We start from the raw sequence: 17283 nt of genomic DNA, 5'->3' as shown, positions 1-17283 counted from the left end.
TGGCCTACCGGCCATCTCCCCACCTGTTGTACGGCCCTGATACATAGCTGACAGGTGTTCGCAGACATACCTGACACAGCGTGGCAGTCCGCGTCTCTTCCGTGGCGATGCCCGGAGTTCTCCATCCGCCGTAACGCCTCCGGCATATCGGTTCGGCCTCGTGACGCCGAGCAAACCAGGAAAGAGAATGTAAACATTCAAAAAAAGAAGCCCGGTCGGAACCGGGCTTCGATAGTCATGTCCCATATTGGGGAAGCGAAGCTTACTGCGGGAAGTAGCTGTACTTGCCGTCCGGGCCCTTCTTCCACTCATACATGATGTAGCCGGGGATCTTCGGGTCGCCCTTTTCGTCGAATGAGATGTCGCCGAGAACGGTCGGGAACGGACCCTTTTCCTTCATGGCCGTTGCAACGGCTTCTGCGTCTGTCGAACCGGCAGCCTTGGCGGCACCGGCGATCGCCTGCATCGCAGCGTAGGAATAGAGCGTGTAGGCTTCCGGATTGAAACCGGCGGCCTTGAACTTTTCGACGAGTTCCTTGTTGGCCGGGTTCAGCGTCGGATCGGGACCGAAGGTGTTCAGCGTACCGGCGACTGCGTCGCCAGCGATCGAGGCCAGTTCGTTCGACACGATACCGTCACCCGAAACCAGCGTCGCCTTCAGGCCCTGGTCGGCTGCCTGACGGATGATGAGACCGGCTTCCGTGTGCAGACCACCCCAATAGATGATCGAGACGCCGGCTTCCTTCATCTTGGCGATGAGGGCGGAGAAGTCCTTGTCACCGACATTGATGCCTTCATAGATGACTTCGGTGAGACCGGCGGCATTCATCGCCTTCTTGGTTTCATCGGCAAGGCCCTGACCATAGGGGGTCTTGTCGTGAACGACGGCGATCTTGGCGTCCTTGAAGTGGTCGGCAAGATACTTGCCGGCGATGGCGCCCTGCTGGTCGTCACGGCCGCAGGTGCGGAACGTGTTCCAGAGGCCCCGTTCGGTAAACTTCGGGTTCGTTGCGGCCGGGGTGATTTCGAGGATGCCGTTTTCGGCATAAACTTCCGAAGCCGGGATCGAAACGCCCGAGTTGAAGTGGCCGATGACGAACTTGACGCCGTCAGCAACGAACTTGTTGGCGACCGAAATGCCCTGCTTCGGGTCGGAGACGTCGTCGCCGAGCTCGAGCTTGATCTGCTCGCCGTTGATGCCGCCGGCGGCGTTGATATCGGCAGCCGCCTGCTCGGCACCCTTCTGAAGCTGAGCGCCGAATGCGGCGTTCGGACCAGTCAGCGGACCAGCGACAGCGATGAGGACGTCGGCCCAAGCGTTGCCGCTGAAGGCGACCATCGCCGTCAGAGCCACTGCCGACAGAAGAGACTTCTTCATATTGTTACTCCCAATTTTTGGGCGGGTTTCGGTCCAAGACCCGGCGCATTACCCACCATTGACTGCACCAGGGAAGCTGTTCCACTCGGAAGGCAATTCATGCCTAGTTTCAACGGACTGTCAATGTTTGTCCTTCCACGAGAACGCGGAAGTTTTTTCGTACAGCCAGTAATAGTTGTTGACCATCTGATTGGTGCGGCGGTAGCGGAAGCCGGCCGTCGAGAAGACCAGCAGCGTCACGAAATCGATGATGTAGTAGAAAGCGTCGAGCATCGGCCCGTTGAACAGGGCGTGGTGCAGGAACTGCATCGCCCAGGCCAACAGGAAGGTGTAGACGACGGCCAGCGGATAGTTGTTCCAGCTCTCGGCGACCGCTTTGCCGGCACGCCAAGCCGTCCAGAAGCCCAAGAGCACGACGATGACGCGGATCGCCACAAGGGAGCCGGCATCGCCTTCGAAGAAAAGTCCCTGCATATCAAACTCTCCTTTCGACCTAGTGTCTTCCGCCTTCGAGATAGGCAGCGCGGACCTCGGGATTGGCGAGAAGCTCCTTGCCGGAGCCGCTCATCGTCACCTTGCCGTTCACCATCACGTAGGCGCGGTGCGACAGCCTGAGGGCGGCGAAGGCGTTCTGCTCGACGAGGAAAACGGTCAACCCCTCTGCCTCGTTGAGCTTCTTGATCGCCTCGAAAATGCCTTTGACGATCAGCGGCGCAAGACCGAGCGAGGGTTCGTCGAGAAGAAGCAGCTTCGGGCGCGCCATCAGGGCGCGGCCGATCGACAGCATCTGCTGCTCACCGCCCGAAAGCGTTCCGCCGCGCTGGGCATGGCGTTCCTTGAGGCGCGGGAAGAGCGTGAAGATCTTCTCGACGTCCTCGGCGAAGTATTTGAGATTGTCGAGGCCGGCGCCCATCTGGAGGTTTTCCAGAACCGTCATGCGCGGAAAGATACGGCGGCCTTCCGGTGACTGCGCGATGCGCAGGCGGGCGATTTCATGAGTTGGCATGCGAGTGATTTCGCGGCCCTCGAAGACGACCGAACCGGTGCGGGCCTGCGGGCTGCCGCAGATCGTCATCATCAGCGTCGATTTGCCGGCGCCATTGGCGCCGATCAGGCTGACGATCTCGCCTTTGTTGACGTGAACATCGATGCCGGCCAGTGCACGGATATTGCCATAATAGGTTTCGACGCCATTCACCTGAAGGAGCGGTTGACCCGTCATTACTTCATCGCCCATCAGTTTGCGCCTCCTTCGAGCTGCTCGACGGTCGCGATCACCTCTTCCACTTCTTCATCCTCGACACCGAGATAGGCCGCGATGACCTTCGGATCGTGCTTCACGTGATCCGGCGTGCCATCGGAAATCTTCTGGCCGTATTCGAGAACGACGACGTGGTCGGAAATTTCCATGACCACCGACATGTCATGCTCGATCAGCAAGATCGACGTTCCGGTTTCAGCACGGATATTCTGCAGCAACGCGTTGAGCGTTGCCGATTCCCGCGGGTTCAGGCCTGCAGCCGGTTCGTCCAGGCAAAGCAGCTCCGGGTCGGTGCACATGGCGCGAGCGATTTCCAGACGCCGCTGGGCGCCATAAGGCAAATCGCCGGCAGGGTCGTCAGCGCGGTCGATCAGGTCGGCCTTCTCGAGCCAGAAGCGGGCAAGCTCGATCGCTCCGGCCGCTTCCCGCTTATAGGGACCGACGCCGATAAGGCCGAGGATGGTATAACCCGATGCCTTCATCAGCTTGTTGTGCTGGGCAACGAGCAGGTTTTCTAGAACAGTCAGACCGGAGAACAACCGGATGTTCTGGAAAGTACGCGCCACCCTGGCTTCCTTGGTGATGCGAAAGTCCGGCAGACGCTCCAGCAGGTACTGCTTGCCGCTCTTCTGGTTGAGCGTGATCATGCCCATCGTCGGCTTGTAGAAGCCGGTGATGCAGTTGAAGACCGTGGTCTTGCCGGCACCGTTCGGCCCGATCAGCGCAGTAATATCGCCGCGCTTGGCTTCGAAGGAGAAGTCGTTGATGGCCATCAGGCCGCCGAACTTCATCGACAGGTGTTCAACTTTGAGAAGCGTATCGCTCGACATTGTATTGATAACGGGGCTCATCAACCGTGGCCCTCCTTGATGAAGCTTCCGGATATTGCCCTGCGCTCTTTGAGGAAGGCAGTCGGTTCACGTGAGCCGACGAAACCGCGCGGCTTGAACAGCATGACGACGACCATGGCGAGACCGAAGAGCAGCATGCGGTAAAGTTCCGGCGTGAAGTCGGGCCCGAAGACCGCTTTCAGGAAGTCCATTTCGCGCAGCGCCTCGGTGCCGCCGACCATGACGATCGCGGCGATCGCGATGCCGGTCAACGACCCCATGCCGCCAAGAACGACGATGGCGAGGATGACGGCCGATTCCAGAAAGACGAAGGATTCCGGCGAGACGAAGCCCTGGCGGGCTGCGAAGAACGAGCCGGCGAACCCGCCGAACATGGCGCCCGTCGCAAAGGCGGTGAGCTTGGTCGTCACCGTGTTGATGCCGAGCGAACGGCAGGCGATCTCGTCTTCGCGCAACGCTTCCCAGGCACGCCCGATTGGCATGCGGCGCAGCCGGATGGTGACGTAGGCCGTCAGCATGCAGAGCGCCAGGATAAGATAGAAGAGGAAGATCTTGTAATAGGCAGACGACATCGGCAGGTGGAAGAGCTTGGCAAAGCCGCCGGCCGTCGCATCGAAGGGAATACCAAAGAGTGTCGCCTTCGGAATGCTCGAGATACCGAAAGTGCCCTTGGTCACGTCAGTCCAGTTGATGAGCACGAGGCGGATGATTTCACCGAAGGCAAGCGTCACGATGGCGAGGTAGTCGCCGCGCAGGCGCAGCACCGGGAAGCCGAGGATGACGCCCCAGAGGGCTGCGAAGATGCCGGAAAGCGGCAGCAAGACCCAGAAGGAAAAGCCGAAATAGCTCGACAGCAATGCATAGGAATAGGCGCCAACCGCGTAGAAGGCGACATAACCGAGATCGAGCAGGCCGGCCAGGCCAACGACGATGTTGAGTCCCCAGGCAAGCATCACGTAGATCAGGATCTGGATACCGAAATTATCGACCCATTTCAGCGAGCCCTGAGCGCCGACCAACGCCACGATCACCACGGGATAGAGCAGCAGTGCTATCAGCGAGATCTTCAGGAAATGCCGACGGAAGAAGCCCTTCTCGGTCGAGATGTCGAGCTCGCCCTCGCGCGCCTTCGAGAGCTTGCGACGGTCGATATTCGGTTTGATGAAAACGACCATGGCGAAGCGGCCGATCGCGGCAACGGCGACGAAGATTGCAAGCAATCCCCAGCGCTGGACGATGATCAGCTCGTTGTTGATATTCTGGTCGGTCTTGAGGCCGACATAGAGAACGAACATGCCGAACGACAGGACAGCGGCGAAAAGGGCTTCGGTAAGGCCTTTGCGGACAAGTCCGGCATCGGGCTTGCCTGCAGAATTCTCAATGTTTGCCATGACGTTATACCTTCTCGACTTCCGGCCGCCCCAGGATACCCGTCGGCTTGAAGATCAGTACGAAAGCGAGGATGGCGAAGGTCGCGACATCCTTGTACGCGATGGTGAAGTAGGCCGACCACAGCGATTCGATGAGGCCGATCATCAGCCCGCCGAGAACGGCGCCCGGCAGCGACCCGATGCCGCCGAGAACGGCTGCGGTAAATGCCTTCACACCCGGCGTGAAGCCGTCGGCGAACGAAGCGACGCCATAATACATCAGATACATCGTGCCGGCGACAGCAGCCAGCGCCGCCCCCATCACAAAGGTGATCGAGATCGTCTGATCGACATTGACGCCGAGCAATGCGGCCATCTTGCGATCCTGTTCGGTGGCGCGCTGGGCACGGCCGAGTGAAGTATGATTGACGATATACCAGAAGATCGTCAGCAACACCGCCGTGATCGCGATGATGATGATCTGCTTCAGCGATATCGAGATGTTGCCGAACTGGTAGACCGAGCTCACCATCGGCGGGATCGGCTTGTTACGCGGACCCTGCGTCACCTGGATGAAGTTGGACAGCGTGATCGACATGCCGATTGCCGTGATCAGCGGCGCCAGGCGGAAAGACCCGCGCAAGGGACGGTATGCGACGCGCTCGATCGTCCAATTCCATAAACTCGTCATCAGCATCGCGACGACAAGCATCGCCAGCAGCAGAATTGCCACCGGGAGACCTGCGAAGATGGATGTGAGGACGAGAAAGACGATAAGAGCGGCGAAACCACCGAGCATGAAGATGTCGCCATGGGCGAAATTGATCATGCCGATAATGCCATAAACCATCGTATAGCCGATAGCCACAAGGCCATAGATGGATCCGAGCGTCAGCCCATTGAAGAGCTGCTGGACGAAATACTCCATATGTCGTTTTCCCCTGGATGCGAGCGGAAGACACTGCATCTCTTTTTGGTTCTTTGGTTCCCCGTTTCAGGGAACCTCATAGGCCGAATGCATACCGGTTTCGTTGGAAATGTGAAGACAAAAAGGATTTATTCCGACAGATTCTTGTCAGAACAGGGCTAAATGGTTCGTTTTGAACCAAAATCCACATAAAAACGGCATGGAGCGGCGGATTTTTAGCCAGAAATCGCCGCGCGGTTAAAAGTTCGGCAATGTTGCCACCGATTTCTTGCGCCGTCTGCTGTGCAAGCTATTCCACAAAATTGGAAGATGACGCAAATTCAGACCTCAGGCCGGGCGCTTTTCCGAATGCCATTTCATGAGCGACCGACCACCATCTCCTCTGACAGGACTGGGAACTTATGGTAGCATCACTGCCTTACGTGTAAGGGTGCGAAGCGCAACGGGAAACACCATATCAATCTTTGATAGGTATATGGTGTGACAGGGATGGTTTGCGGACGAGCGACAGTGGGGTGCTCGGCTCGCATGGCGAACGGCAAAAGGACAATGCTGAGGACATTTGAAAAGGCGGCGCTCGAAGCCGGCAGGGCCATCATGACGGTCCTGCGCGAAGGTTTCCCCGTCGCCATGAAGGCGGATGCAAGTCCGGTCACGGTCGCCGACGAGGAGGCCGAACGCATCATCCTTACTCATCTCGCCAGAGATTATCCCGAGATACCCGTGGTGGCGGAAGAATCGGTCGCTGCCGGCAAGGTGCCCGACATCAGCGGCCGAGGCTTCTTCCTGGTCGACCCTCTCGACGGCACGCGTGAATTCGTCGAAGGACGGCAGGAATTCACCGTCAACATCGCCTATATCGAGAACGGCGCCCCGGTGGCCGGCATCGTCTATGCGCCGGCGCTCGGGCTTGCCTTCTCCGGAGAGTGCGGCCACGCCGAGAGGCTCGTCGTCGCCGACGATTTCACCGTTAGCGCACGCAGTGCAATCACGGTGCGCGAACAGCCGGACGACAGGCTGGCGCTTGCAAGCCTTCGCCACAACAGCCCGGAGACCGGAAGCTTCCTCGCCGACCACGCGATCTTTAAATGTACCAATATCGGCTCCTCGCTGAAGTTCTGCCTGCTGGCCGAAGGGAAGGCCGACGTCTATCCGCGCTTCACCCGCACGATGGAGTGGGACACCGCGGCCGGCGATGCGGTGCTGCGTGCTGCCGGCGGCTCGACGGTGACACTGGACGGAACATTGCTGACCTACGGCAAGACGGGAAAGGCCGCCGATTTCGACTTCGCCAACCCGAACTTCATCTCCTGGGGCGGCAGGAAACGCGTCCTCGAACCGGCGTGACCATCCTTAGAAATCGCTGAATACCGGCAGGCGGCGCGATTCTTCTGCATCGTAACCATGAGTTCAGACCTGTCGCGACAATCCGCGGCCGGCCTCTGGCGCGCGCCAACTGAGCAAGCCGTCCCTCCTGGAAGCGTGGCCGCGATCCCGTTTCCAACCGTGAAGTGATTCGCGTTATCGGGCCTTATCAAGCGAGTCTGGGGACGAATTCGTTGCTTTGCATCGTTTCAAGACGCTGCCCGCCATCAATCCCGCCTTGATTTTGTCACATTTCGACACGGCTTCGGCAGTGATCGATATCCTCATCACAAAAATTTCGCCTCGTGTTCCGTTAACAAATACGCTTAAGAGACCTGGGTCACGTGTCGAAACGACGCGCCGCCGGCCCCCTGCGAACCCCTGCCAAGGGCCTAGAAACTTTGACAAAATTCCAATTATTAACGAAATATCATGAGCTTGCCTCAACTTAACGCAATTGCGAAAGATTTGCTGCGATGCGATATTTCTCTGGACACCATTACACAATTGTCGCATTTTTCCGTTTTAGTAGGGTTACCAAGACCTGAGTGCAGCCCTGGTGACAGGGTTAACCATTGATCGCCTATTGCCGCCGCGCCCCTCGAAGACAACAGAGTACGATCCTTGAGCATCACGGAACTAAACAACAGCATTTCGACAGAGTCCTTCCGGCCGAGCCGCCACCAGCAGCCGAGCCTGAAGATCCAGACCCCTGTTATCCATAGCGATGCGCCCCAAGCGCCGCTGGTGGATCTGGTCCTGAAGCGGGCGTTCGACATTGTTTCGTCGTTGAGCGCCCTCCTCGTCCTCGCGCCTTTCCTCCTGTTCGTCGCCCTGCTGATCAAGCTCGACAGCCCGGGGCCGGTGCTCTTCAAGCAGACCCGCTGGGGCAAGAACTGCAAGGCCATCAAGGTCTACAAGTTCCGCTCCATGCGCACCGATCTCTGCGATGTCTCCGGCATTGCCCAGACGGTGAAGAACGATCCACGCATCACCCGTATCGGCGCCATTCTGCGCCGCACGAATATCGATGAGTTGCCGCAGCTGCTGAACGTGCTGCTGGGCGATATGTCGGTCGTCGGTCCGCGTTGCCATGCAATCGGGATGCGCGCCGGCGGCATGCTCTACGAAGAGCTCGTACCGGAATACCATCAGCGCCACGCGATGCGTCCTGGGATGACCGGCCTTGCCCAGATGCGCGGCCTGCGCGGCCCGACCGACCGTCCGGCCAAAGCACGCGCCCGCATCGTCAGCGATCTCTATTACGTCGGAAATTTTTCGATCTGGATGGATATGCGCATCATTGCTGGAACCGTCGTGTCGGAGCTGACCGGCGGAAAGGGCTTCTAAGCTTCCCCGCTTTTAAGCTTTTCAGCCCAGACATCTGCTGCCTTACACAGATCGCCCAAAACTGCGTAGCGGTTTTGGGCGATCTGCATAGGACAAAGACCCAAAGCGCGGTGCAACGCGCTTTATGAGCACCCGGTACTGGAATGCCGTGGCAACCGCCTGTCTGCAGCTGACCGAATCGAGCTTGCGGATCGCGCTCTTCAGATAACCCCGCCACCGTATACGACGAGAGATCGAGAACGACCGCGATCTCGTCGTTGCTCGGGCGGCTGCGTATGACAGCGCCGCGAGCCTAGAAGCTCCATGCGCCCATACAGCAGCACCATCGCCCATTCCTGTGTGAGGAGTGGGACAGCCACCTGAAAAGGTGAAGATGTATCGTTTCAGGTCAATGACGGGTGGCGGAAAGGCGACGGTGTTCTTCACCTCAAGCATCGGAAAGAGCGTGTTGAGACGGCGGTTTTCCCGATTGGCGGCACTGCCCGCAAACGCCCCCTCCTCGCAGAAGATCGGCATTATCGTCGTTTCATCTCGTTCACCAGTTTGCTGCAATGGAAGAGATCGGCAACCCCGTAAAAACCGACAAGGCTTTGCGGCAAGGTGCTGATCAACCGGTTTCCGGTGAAGGCGGTAGGGTCTCTCCGCCGGAAAGCCGAGAACAGATGGAAGTCGAAGCCCGCAAGCTTCGCCACCCCGCCAAGCCGTTCCTTGCCGTCGCTCAGCGAAACCCGCCGCCATCGGCCTCAGAAGGCGAAAATGCCGCATCCACAGCGCAGTCGTCGGCTGCGCGCTCACGTCTTGTCATCTTCATATCCTCGTATGGCCGGCTTCGGATCGGCCCCGCTGCCCGGCAGCAGGAAGCTCACGCCTGAGGATCGGCAAAGACGGCTTCTGCCCCCGCATCCAAAGGATCGAAGTTCAAAAAGCACGAACAGTACCGATACAGCGGAAAGAAGGGAGACGAGGGGTCTCGCCCTCATTCCTATGTTGCCGCGCTGATAAGATCATCCAGGGAAATTGGGGTGATATTTATCCGGCATGCCTCCCATGCAGGCGCTGCAAATTGACGTAACGGCAGGCGGCCGCCGCCAATCACCGACCAGGGCGGGGCGTCTAAATTTGTTATCAAAGTCTTACGATGGGTTTAGGCAATTTTTAAATGTGGCAGGCTAGAGTGGGCTTCGTGGTCTTGCGTTGTGTAGAGAGTCCAATGACCGAAATGATACGTCCCCGAGTAAAATATGTCATCGGCCCCGATGGCAGCCCCCTGACGATCGCGGATCTCCCGCCGCCCAATACGCGGCGCTGGGTGATTCGCCGTAAGGCAGAGGTTGTCGCGGCTGTCCGCGGTGGCTTGTTGAGCTTGGAAGAGGCCTGCGAGCGTTACACGCTCACAGTCGAAGAATTCCTCTCCTGGCAATCGTCGATCAACAGTCACGGTCTCGCCGGCCTGCGCACCACGCGCATCCAGCAATATCGTCACTGATCAATCCCCAGCATCGACGACATTTATTTCGGGCCGGACGCATCTCCCATGAGGGAATGAAGAAGGCCCGAAATCATTGACGAGGCCGCGTAGCACCAGAGACCGGGCTGCGTGAAAGCATCCGCCAGCCCCGTCGTCTTCGCCGCCGCAATGACGATCGCAACCAGCAGCACGTCCATCATCGACCACTTGGACAGATGCGGTACGACTCGACGATAGAACAGACTGCCGGCCCCGCCGCCGGCGGCCGTTGCCTCTGCAGCGATCCCGATCATCTTCAGAAGCGGCAGCAGAATCGAAACCAGTGCGACGATCGCCGCCAGCAGCCCATCCCCGCCTTGCCACAACGACACGACGACTTCGATGAGCGACGGCGTCCTGTCGAAAAAATACAGCGTCTCGAAACGGACCAGCGGCAAAACCAGGCCGAGTGCCAGGAAGAACGGCGCCGCCACGAGAAGGACCGGACGGATCATCGAAAGTGCACTCATTGCCCTGAGCCTCGTATCGATCCGATATTTTGCATGAACACTCCGTCTCCTGTCCCTATTCCTTCCACGGCTTGGCACGACCGCGCCGCCGTGTCACGGTCCGCTACGACAATATTCGCTGCGAGGAAAGACAATGGACATTCGAAATGAGGAAGGCGCCTCCGGCGGCCGTTATGCGGCCGAGGTCGAAGGGCATGAGGCTGAGATGACCTATTCACGCACATCGCCGACGCTCGTCATCATCGATCACACCGCCGTTCCCGATGCGCTGCGCGGCAAGGGTGTCGGCCAGGCCTTGGCGCTCCATGCTGTGGAAGCAGCCCGTACCGGCGGCTGGAAGATCATTCCGCTTTGCCCCTTCTTCAAGGCGCAGGCGCAACGCCATCCGGAATGGAAGGATGTCGTGAATTGAAGCGTGCTCCCAAAACCGTGCAACGGTTTTGGGAGCACGACGTCCATAAGGCAAATCCTCGCCGTCGGTGACGAATCTCGTCGCCGGTGGGAGTGACACCGTCAGGCAAACACCAAAAGCCATGTATGACGGACAGCGTGCCCATCATACATGGCTTCTCAGTGGCGATCCCAGGGCGCCGAAGCCGGCGCCCGCCGTTTTCTTACGCCCTTGCGCGGGCGCCGCCGTCACGCTCTTCCAGCGCCGTCGCCCTTGCATATTCCGCCTGCATCTCCTCGAGCGCCATTTCCAGCGTCTCTTCCTGCATCTTCAGTTCCTTGATCGAAACCTGCAGGTTATCGGCCCGCTGACGCGCGGCCTTGGCGAAGGTCGGATAAGCAAAGTGATTCGGGTCGGAAATACCGGACTTCTTTTCCTCGACGACGATCTGGCTCTCCAGATCCTTCGTCATCCGTTCGAATTCGGACATCATCATCTGCAACTGCTGCAATTGACGTCGTTTTTCGTTCACCTGAAATTCCTTCAGGCGAACGAGACTCTCTCGCGACTTCATACGCATTACTCCCGTGATGCGAGACCCCGGCTCAACTTGAAACCGCCCTGCGCGCCGCTTTGACACGGTTTGCTAAAAAATTTCCTGCGATATTAACAAATACCTACCGCTGGTAACCTTTCGTTTACGGGCATCGTTAATGATAGGCCCGATGATTTAAGGGTCGGTAAATGCCGAGGCATGAAGTTCGAACCTTTTCATTGGCGAGTCGGATGAATCACTTAGCGCCTTTTCCTAATGTAAAAGTTGAGGAGAGCCTTTTTGAGATTCCTATTGGAAAACAGAGAAATGGAAAAATTATTTAATAAATTCGATACTCCTTGCCAGAGTGAATTAGAATTTGTTAACCATTTCGTGGCAGCTTCCAAATCACGTAGCGTGTTCGGTATCGTGTAGGGGGCCAGACCACCTTTCGGCGGCGGTAAAGGGGATAATTATGCGGGTACTTCTCATCGAGGATGACAGCGCTACGGCGCAGAGCATCGAGTTGATGCTGAAATCAGAAAGTTTTAATGTTTATACCACCGATCTCGGTGAAGAAGGCGTCGATCTGGGCAAGCTGTATGATTATGACATCATCCTTCTCGATCTGAACCTGCCCGACATGTCCGGATATGAAGTGCTCCGCACGCTCCGGCTGTCCAAGGTCAAGACACCGATCCTCATTCTGTCGGGCATGGCCGGCATCGAAGACAAGGTTCGCGGCCTCGGCTTCGGCGCCGACGACTACATGACTAAGCCGTTCCACAAGGACGAGCTCGTCGCCCGCATCCACGCTATCGTCCGCCGCTCCAAGGGTCACGCCCAGTCGGTCATCATGACCGGCGAGTTGATCGTCAACCTCGACGCCAAAACTGTCGAAGTCGGTGGCCAGCGCGTCCACCTGACCGGCAAGGAATACCAGATGCTGGAGCTGCTTTCGCTCCGCAAGGGCACCACCCTCACCAAGGAAATGTTCCTGAACCACCTTTACGGCGGCATGGACGAACCGGAACTGAAGATCATCGACGTCTTCATCTGCAAGCTGCGCAAGAAGCTCGCCAACGCTGCCGGCGGCGCCAACTACATCGAGACCGTCTGGGGCCGTGGTTACGTTCTTCGCGAGCCGGATGGGGCCGAATACGCCGAAACCGCCTGATTTTCCGATCCCCCTTATCGGATAAACGAAGATCCCGCCTTTCCGGCGGGATTTTTCGTTTCTGCCGGCAACAACAAGCCGCCGTGACGGAGAGGATTTCAGGCTGGATCGGCCTGAAATTCCCTGTCTTTCGGTCAAAAAAATAGAGCGTTGCGGCGGCCGAACGCGCTTGCACTTTCGGCATTATGCTCCAAGGTCGCCGATTGGGCGGGATGAGATCTGCCGTCAGGCGGCGATCGCGCGGTTTCCGAAGACGGCGGTCAGGATCTTGCGATCGAACGGCTTCAGCAGGAAGTCGGTGGCGCCAGCCCGTTTGCCAGCCATCAGCTTCTTCAGATCCGCCTCGACGACGCAGTAATAGATCTTGACCTCTTTGCCGCCGTCCATGGCGCGGATGGCGGCGATGAGGTCGAGAGCGCCTTCCATGCCGGAATCGACGATCAGATATTCCGGCAGCTCCGCTTGGCAGCGCTGCAGCGCCTCGCCGGCATTGGAGGCCTCGCTGACGAGAAAGTCGAGTTCGGAGAGAATGCGCTTGCCGACCTTGCGGACGATGTCCGAATTATCGGTGATCATGAATCTCTGCATGGCGACTCCTTTACCCCTGCATCTGTCCTTGCAAAGGCCTCTAAACAGCAGCCAAGCATAGGTCGATCAGGCTAAGGAATCGTTACCGCGCGAACACCGATACTCGTTTTACGCGCAAAAATCAGGCGGCCGCAGCCACCGCGGTGAACACCAGTTCTTCGGCGCTGGCGCTGTGATCGAGCATCATTCCGCACTCCTGCGCCAGAAGAACGGTATAATAGGGCTGGATCGAATGGGCGTCGATCGCCTCCTCGATCGTGCCGGTCGATATCTCGACGAATTTCGGCGGCAAGCGCATCAGCTTGCCTTTGGCCGTGAGCGTGAACCTGGCATCGAATTCGGGATTTTCGAGCGTTACCTCAAGCACGCCGCCGCGCGGAATGGCCGAATAGGCAACGAGGAAGAGGTTGAGCAGCAGCTTGACGCGATTCTTGGCGACGATGGCGCGCGGTCCGTTCCAGATCACCTCGGTCTTCTTCTCGGCGATGGCGAAATCCTTGGCGGCGCGCTCGGCCTCGCCAGTGTCGATCGAGGCGCCGACAGAGCCCGACGCGCCGAAGGCGAGGCGTGCGAATTTCAGGCGGACGGAAGCGTTGAGCGCACTGGTGCGGATCAGGTCCATCGCATCGGAATCGGCGCCACCCTCATCCAGGAGTTCCAGCCCGTTATTGATCGCGCCGACGGGCGAGATGACATCGTGGCAAACGCGGCTGCAGAGAAGCGCGGCCAGATCCGGGCCGGACAGGGTGAGATTGGGGTTCTTGGACATCATCGTCTCCTGAGGGGCGGCAATTTCATCGCGCCCGGAATATGCTTCATCAAAATTGCGCGAAGTTTGCGATCGTACTCGATGCCATAATGACACCATATTTGGTAAACCGATTGTTAAGATCATCGGCGCAAAATGCACCAATCGCCGCGAGCGGTTGCCCGCTCTCAGCCAAACGACGAACGGATGACACCATGCGCCCTCAAATTCCGCACCGATTCATCGGCTTCTGCAGGTTGCTTTCGGCCCTCGTCTTCTCCTCGCTGATGGTTGCCGGGCCGGCCGCCGCCCAGGACAACGGCCAGTACACGATGCAGGAAATCGTCGATGCCGGCCACTCCTTCTTCGGCTCCGCCAGCGGCGGGCTTGCCAAAGTGGTCGAGAGCGCCTTCCAGAAATACGGCCTGCCGAACGGCTATATCCTCGGACAGGAAGGCGGCGGCGCCTTCATCGCCGGTCTGACCTACGGCGAAGGCCAGCTGAATACCAAGAATGCCGGCGAACATAATCTCTACTGGCAAGGCCCCTCGCTCGGCCTCGATTACGGCGGCCAAGGCTCGCGGGTGATGATGCTGGTCTACGACCTGCCCTCCATCAACGGCATCTATGCCCGCTTCGGCGGCGTCAGCGGCTCGGCCTATGTGATCGCCGGCTTCGGCATGACGCTGCTCAAGAACAACGACGTGCTGGTCGTGCCGATCCGCACCGGTGTCGGCGCCCGCCTGGGTGTCAATGTCGGCTATCTCAAGATCACCCAGGCGCCAACCTGGAACCCCTTCTGAGGCCGCCAAGCCGCTGGAATCCGCGGCCGCCCGCACCGGCGGCCTTGCCATGCGCATCATGCGCGCTTAATCATCGCGGCTGACCCCGTATCAACCTTCTTACCGATGGCCGCGCCGTGATCGAATATGCTCTCTTGTTCGGATTGGGCTTCCTGACCGCGGCGTTCCTCGTCTTTCTGGTCTCGCCCGCCGTTCATCGCCGCATCGTCTGGTATACCGAGAACCGGCTGAAGGCGACCATGCCGCTGAGCCCGCAGGAAGTTCGCGCCCAGAAGGATATGGTCCGCGCGCTCTATGCCGCCGAGAACGCCCGCACCACCCAGGACCTTCTGCGTGAGCGCGAGAAATCCCTGTCGCTCCAGCTTCGCCATGATGCACTCGCCGTCGACGCCGGCAGGCTTGCCGCCGAGATCGGCGAATTGCAGGCCCAGATCGGCGAGATGCATGTCGAAGCGGCCGAGCAACGCTCGCATCTGCGCAAGGACGAGAACTATATCAGCCAGTTGAAGACCAATTTGCATATTGCCGAGCAGTCCGCTGCCAATAAGGAAAGCGAACTGGCGACGATGAGGACGCGACTGAGCAAGCTCGGTGAACAGGCCGATGGGCTGAGGATCGACCTGGCCGCGCGCGACACCGAGGCGGAGAGCCTGAAATTCCGCGCCAACGCGCTGCGTGACGAACGCGATACCTTACGCCAGGACGTGACTCTCTTGCAGAAGCGCGCCAGGGACGCCGAACAGAAACTGACGCAGCAGCAGCATATGGTGATCCGCCTGGAAGACAAGGCCGCGCGCGAGAGCGCTTCCGCCGCCGAAAAGGAAACCCTGGTCGCCCGCCGCTTGCAGGAGATTGCCAAGTTGAAGGAACAGTTGAAGGCCGCCAATGCCGAGATCCGCAAGGTCAACCGGGTGCTGCGCGACGCCGGCCTTGCCGGGATGGCCGCCGAGCTGCCGGCGGAAGTGACGGCCGAAGACACGACAGTATCCGCGCTCGACACCGCCGACGTCATCGCCGAGATCGGCGAGGATGTCCGCACACGCAGCGCCGCCCTTGCCGAGCGCCTGCAGAAGGCAAAGGCGGTATCCGGGCGCGATGGCGCGATCCGCGAGGAGATCGCCTCGATCGCCGCCAACATGGTGGCGCTGACCGCCCTCAACGAAGGTCCCTCCTCGCCGATCCGTACCTTGCTGGCGGATACCGCGGAAAAGAACCCAAACGATCGCATCAGCCTTGCCGACAGGGCGGCCGCAATCATCGCCGATCCCGAGCGCGTCCGATAGGACGCGCGGCGGCGCGCCATCATGCCGATCTGCCAGATAACCCCGGTTAGATCCGCGCCATCGCGGAAGCCATGGAAAACAGCGCGATCCCCGTCGCCGTCGCAGCGTTGAGGCTATCGAGGTCCTCCGACTGTGGAATGCGGGCGCTCTGGAAACGCGCAAGCAGCGCCTCGGGCAAGCCCTCCCCTTCCGTGCCGACGACCAGCGCCATGCGCGCTGAAGCCGGAATGGCGCGTATATCGGTCTTGCCGTGCGGCGAAAGCGTCCAGATGGCAAAGCCCCGTTCGGCAAGCGCCAGGAGCACATCCAGCGCCTTGCCGCCGCGCCGATGTGGAACGCTCAGCACCGAACCGACCGAAACACGCAACGCCTTGCGGTAAAGCGGATCACAGGAAGTTTCGTCGAGCAGCACCGCATCCGCCCGGAAGGCGGCCGCATTGCGGAACATCGAGCCGGCATTGTCGTGATTGGAAATGCCGCAGCCGACCAGCACCAGCGCCCGTTCCGGCAGCGCCGCGAGAAGGGCACCCTCTCCGCCATCCTCCCGCCGGCCGAGCGCGAGAACGCCGCGATGCAGATGGAAGCCAACGACGCCGTTAAGCACATCGGCCTCGGCGACATAGACTGGCACATCGGCCGGAAACCGCTCCAGGATGGGCAGCACGCCCTCGACGCGATTGCGCAGCAGCAGAATCTTTTCGGCGAAAAAGCCGCGGTCTCCCGCATGCGCCTCGGCAAGCATGCGCAGCACGACGGTGCCCTCGGCGATGAAGCGGTTCTCGCGACCCGTCAGGTCGCGCTCTCTTATGTCGCGGAATTCGGCGAGGCGCGGATCGTCGGCGCTGTCGATGGCGATCGGGACGGCGGCCATGCCGACCTCAATTGCCCGCGACGGTGACGTCGGCGACGGTACGGCCGGTCCTGAGGTCGAAGACCAGGGCCTTGTTCTTGCCCTCGACGGTTTCGCCGTAAAACAGGATCTGCCCGGCAGACAACGAGGTCGACTGCACCTTGAAGCCGAGCGGCAGAGAAACGGTCGCGGCAAGCGGCGCATCCGAGGGCACGCCGGAGGCGGCAACGGTTGCTGCCGTCTCCTTCGGATCGTCGCGCATCGTCTTGTAGACAACGGCACCGAAGACCGCCATAAGGCTCACGAACATGATGGCGCCGGAAACGATCTGCAGGCGGACCATCTTGCGCCGGACACTTTCCATCGCCGGATCAAGGGGCTTCTCTTCCTGGTCGTCTGGCTCGATTGCTGTCATCTGTGCGTCCCGT

At 59.5% G+C, this 17283-nt stretch carries 19 protein-coding genes; 7 read left to right on the top strand and 12 right to left on the bottom strand.

The features are described from left to right. Positions 1 to 262: 262 nt before the first annotated feature. From FHX10_RS00440 to FHX10_RS00415, 6 genes are all read right to left on the bottom strand, one after another. Positions 263 to 1378 (bottom strand): branched-chain amino acid ABC transporter substrate-binding protein, encoded by a 1116-nt coding sequence (locus FHX10_RS00440; protein WP_025570341.1) that lies wholly within the window; start codon positions 1376 to 1378, stop codon positions 263 to 265. A gap of 120 nt (positions 1379 to 1498) precedes the next feature. Beyond that, complete coding sequence (locus FHX10_RS00435) at positions 1499 to 1852, bottom strand: DUF6867 family protein (protein WP_025570339.1); 354 nt, start codon at positions 1850 to 1852, stop codon at positions 1499 to 1501. A 19-nt stretch (positions 1853 to 1871) separates the two neighbouring features. Beyond that, positions 1872 to 2615: an ABC transporter ATP-binding protein gene (locus FHX10_RS00430; RefSeq protein WP_025554932.1), complete on the bottom strand. Its 744-nt coding sequence runs from the start codon at positions 2613 to 2615 to the stop codon at positions 1872 to 1874. Beyond that, positions 2615 to 3490 carry an ABC transporter ATP-binding protein gene (locus FHX10_RS00425; protein WP_025554934.1) on the bottom strand — a complete coding sequence of 292 codons (876 nt, stop codon included), beginning with the start codon at positions 3488 to 3490 and terminating at the stop codon, positions 2615 to 2617. Before FHX10_RS00425 ends, FHX10_RS00430 begins: the two co-directional genes overlap by 1 nt. Continuing rightward, the gene (gene livM, locus FHX10_RS00420) at positions 3490 to 4881 is read right to left on the bottom strand and encodes a high-affinity branched-chain amino acid ABC transporter permease LivM (protein ID WP_025570336.1); all 1392 of its coding nucleotides are present in this window, start codon (positions 4879 to 4881) and stop codon (positions 3490 to 3492) included. Before livM ends, FHX10_RS00425 begins: the two co-directional genes overlap by 1 nt. A 4-nt stretch (positions 4882 to 4885) precedes the next feature. Continuing rightward, positions 4886 to 5788: a branched-chain amino acid ABC transporter permease gene (locus FHX10_RS00415; protein WP_025554735.1), complete on the bottom strand. Its 903-nt coding sequence runs from the start codon at positions 5786 to 5788 to the stop codon at positions 4886 to 4888. A gap of 549 nt (positions 5789 to 6337) precedes the next feature. On the opposite strand from FHX10_RS00415, the gene cysQ reads away from it, so the two are divergent. The 3 genes from cysQ (at position 6338) to FHX10_RS00400 (ending at position 9989) form a co-directional block, all read left to right on the top strand. Continuing rightward, complete coding sequence (gene cysQ, locus FHX10_RS00410) at positions 6338 to 7135, top strand: 3'(2'),5'-bisphosphate nucleotidase CysQ (RefSeq protein WP_025554733.1); 798 nt, start codon at positions 6338 to 6340, stop codon at positions 7133 to 7135. Positions 7136 to 7777: 642 nt separating this feature from the next. Continuing rightward, on the top strand, positions 7778 to 8503 hold the full coding sequence (locus FHX10_RS00405) for a sugar transferase (protein WP_025554731.1): 726 nt from the start codon (positions 7778 to 7780) through the stop codon (positions 8501 to 8503). 1210 nt (positions 8504 to 9713) lie between these two features. Further along, on the top strand, positions 9714 to 9989 hold the full coding sequence (locus FHX10_RS00400; RefSeq protein WP_007533628.1) for a DUF1153 domain-containing protein: 276 nt from the start codon (positions 9714 to 9716) through the stop codon (positions 9987 to 9989). A gap of 23 nt (positions 9990 to 10012) precedes the next feature. On the opposite strand, the gene FHX10_RS00395 is transcribed toward FHX10_RS00400, so the two are convergent. Continuing rightward, on the bottom strand, positions 10013 to 10558 hold the full coding sequence (locus FHX10_RS00395; protein WP_174824507.1) for a paraquat-inducible protein A: 546 nt from the start codon (positions 10556 to 10558) through the stop codon (positions 10013 to 10015). 55 nt (positions 10559 to 10613) lie between these two features. On the opposite strand from FHX10_RS00395, the gene FHX10_RS00390 reads away from it, so the two are divergent. Next, positions 10614 to 10892: a GNAT family N-acetyltransferase gene (locus tag FHX10_RS00390; protein ID WP_025602725.1), complete on the top strand. Its 279-nt coding sequence runs from the start codon at positions 10614 to 10616 to the stop codon at positions 10890 to 10892. 202 nt (positions 10893 to 11094) lie between these two features. Here the strand turns inward: FHX10_RS00390 and FHX10_RS00385 are convergent, their stop codons facing one another. After that, complete coding sequence (locus FHX10_RS00385; RefSeq protein WP_003542353.1) at positions 11095 to 11445, bottom strand: hypothetical protein; 351 nt, start codon at positions 11443 to 11445, stop codon at positions 11095 to 11097. Between the two features lie 436 nt (positions 11446 to 11881). On the opposite strand from FHX10_RS00385, the gene ctrA reads away from it, so the two are divergent. Then, entirely contained in the window at positions 11882 to 12583 is a 702-nt protein-coding gene (ctrA, locus tag FHX10_RS00380) for a response regulator transcription factor CtrA (protein WP_003542362.1), read from the top strand. A 225-nt stretch (positions 12584 to 12808) separates the two neighbouring features. Here the strand turns inward: ctrA and FHX10_RS00375 are convergent, their stop codons facing one another. Both FHX10_RS00375 and chpT read right to left on the bottom strand, forming a co-directional pair. Next, the gene (locus FHX10_RS00375; protein WP_010069020.1) at positions 12809 to 13171 is read right to left on the bottom strand and encodes a response regulator; all 363 of its coding nucleotides are present in this window, start codon (positions 13169 to 13171) and stop codon (positions 12809 to 12811) included. Between the two features lie 121 nt (positions 13172 to 13292). Further along, positions 13293 to 13940, bottom strand: a complete 648-nt coding sequence (gene chpT, locus FHX10_RS00370) for a histidine phosphotransferase ChpT (RefSeq protein ID WP_025554576.1) — start codon at positions 13938 to 13940, stop codon at positions 13293 to 13295. 194 nt (positions 13941 to 14134) lie between these two features. Here chpT and FHX10_RS00365 point away from each other — a divergent pair, with 194 nt between their 5' ends. Both FHX10_RS00365 and FHX10_RS00360 read left to right on the top strand, forming a co-directional pair. After that, positions 14135 to 14722: a DUF1134 domain-containing protein gene (locus FHX10_RS00365; RefSeq protein ID WP_025554577.1), complete on the top strand. Its 588-nt coding sequence runs from the start codon at positions 14135 to 14137 to the stop codon at positions 14720 to 14722. 116 nt (positions 14723 to 14838) lie between these two features. After that, a complete protein-coding gene (locus tag FHX10_RS00360) occupies positions 14839 to 16005 on the top strand; it encodes a hypothetical protein (protein ID WP_025554579.1) in 1167 nt (388 codons plus the stop codon). Between the two features lie 46 nt (positions 16006 to 16051). On the opposite strand, the gene FHX10_RS00355 is transcribed toward FHX10_RS00360, so the two are convergent. Next, a complete protein-coding gene (locus FHX10_RS00355) occupies positions 16052 to 16876 on the bottom strand; it encodes a TrmH family RNA methyltransferase (protein ID WP_025554580.1) in 825 nt (274 codons plus the stop codon). Positions 16877 to 16883: 7 nt separating this feature from the next. Continuing rightward, on the bottom strand, positions 16884 to 17270 hold the full coding sequence (locus tag FHX10_RS00350; RefSeq protein WP_025554582.1) for a hypothetical protein: 387 nt from the start codon (positions 17268 to 17270) through the stop codon (positions 16884 to 16886). Between the last annotated feature and the right edge of the window lie 13 nt (positions 17271 to 17283).

The sequence above is a fragment of the Rhizobium sp. BK591 genome (assembly GCF_014195045.1).
GTDB classification, from domain to species: Bacteria; Pseudomonadota; Alphaproteobacteria; order Rhizobiales; family Rhizobiaceae; genus Rhizobium; species Rhizobium anhuiense.
Note: the sequence above shows the minus strand (reverse complement) of the source record. Positions and strands in the feature narration are given on the sequence as shown.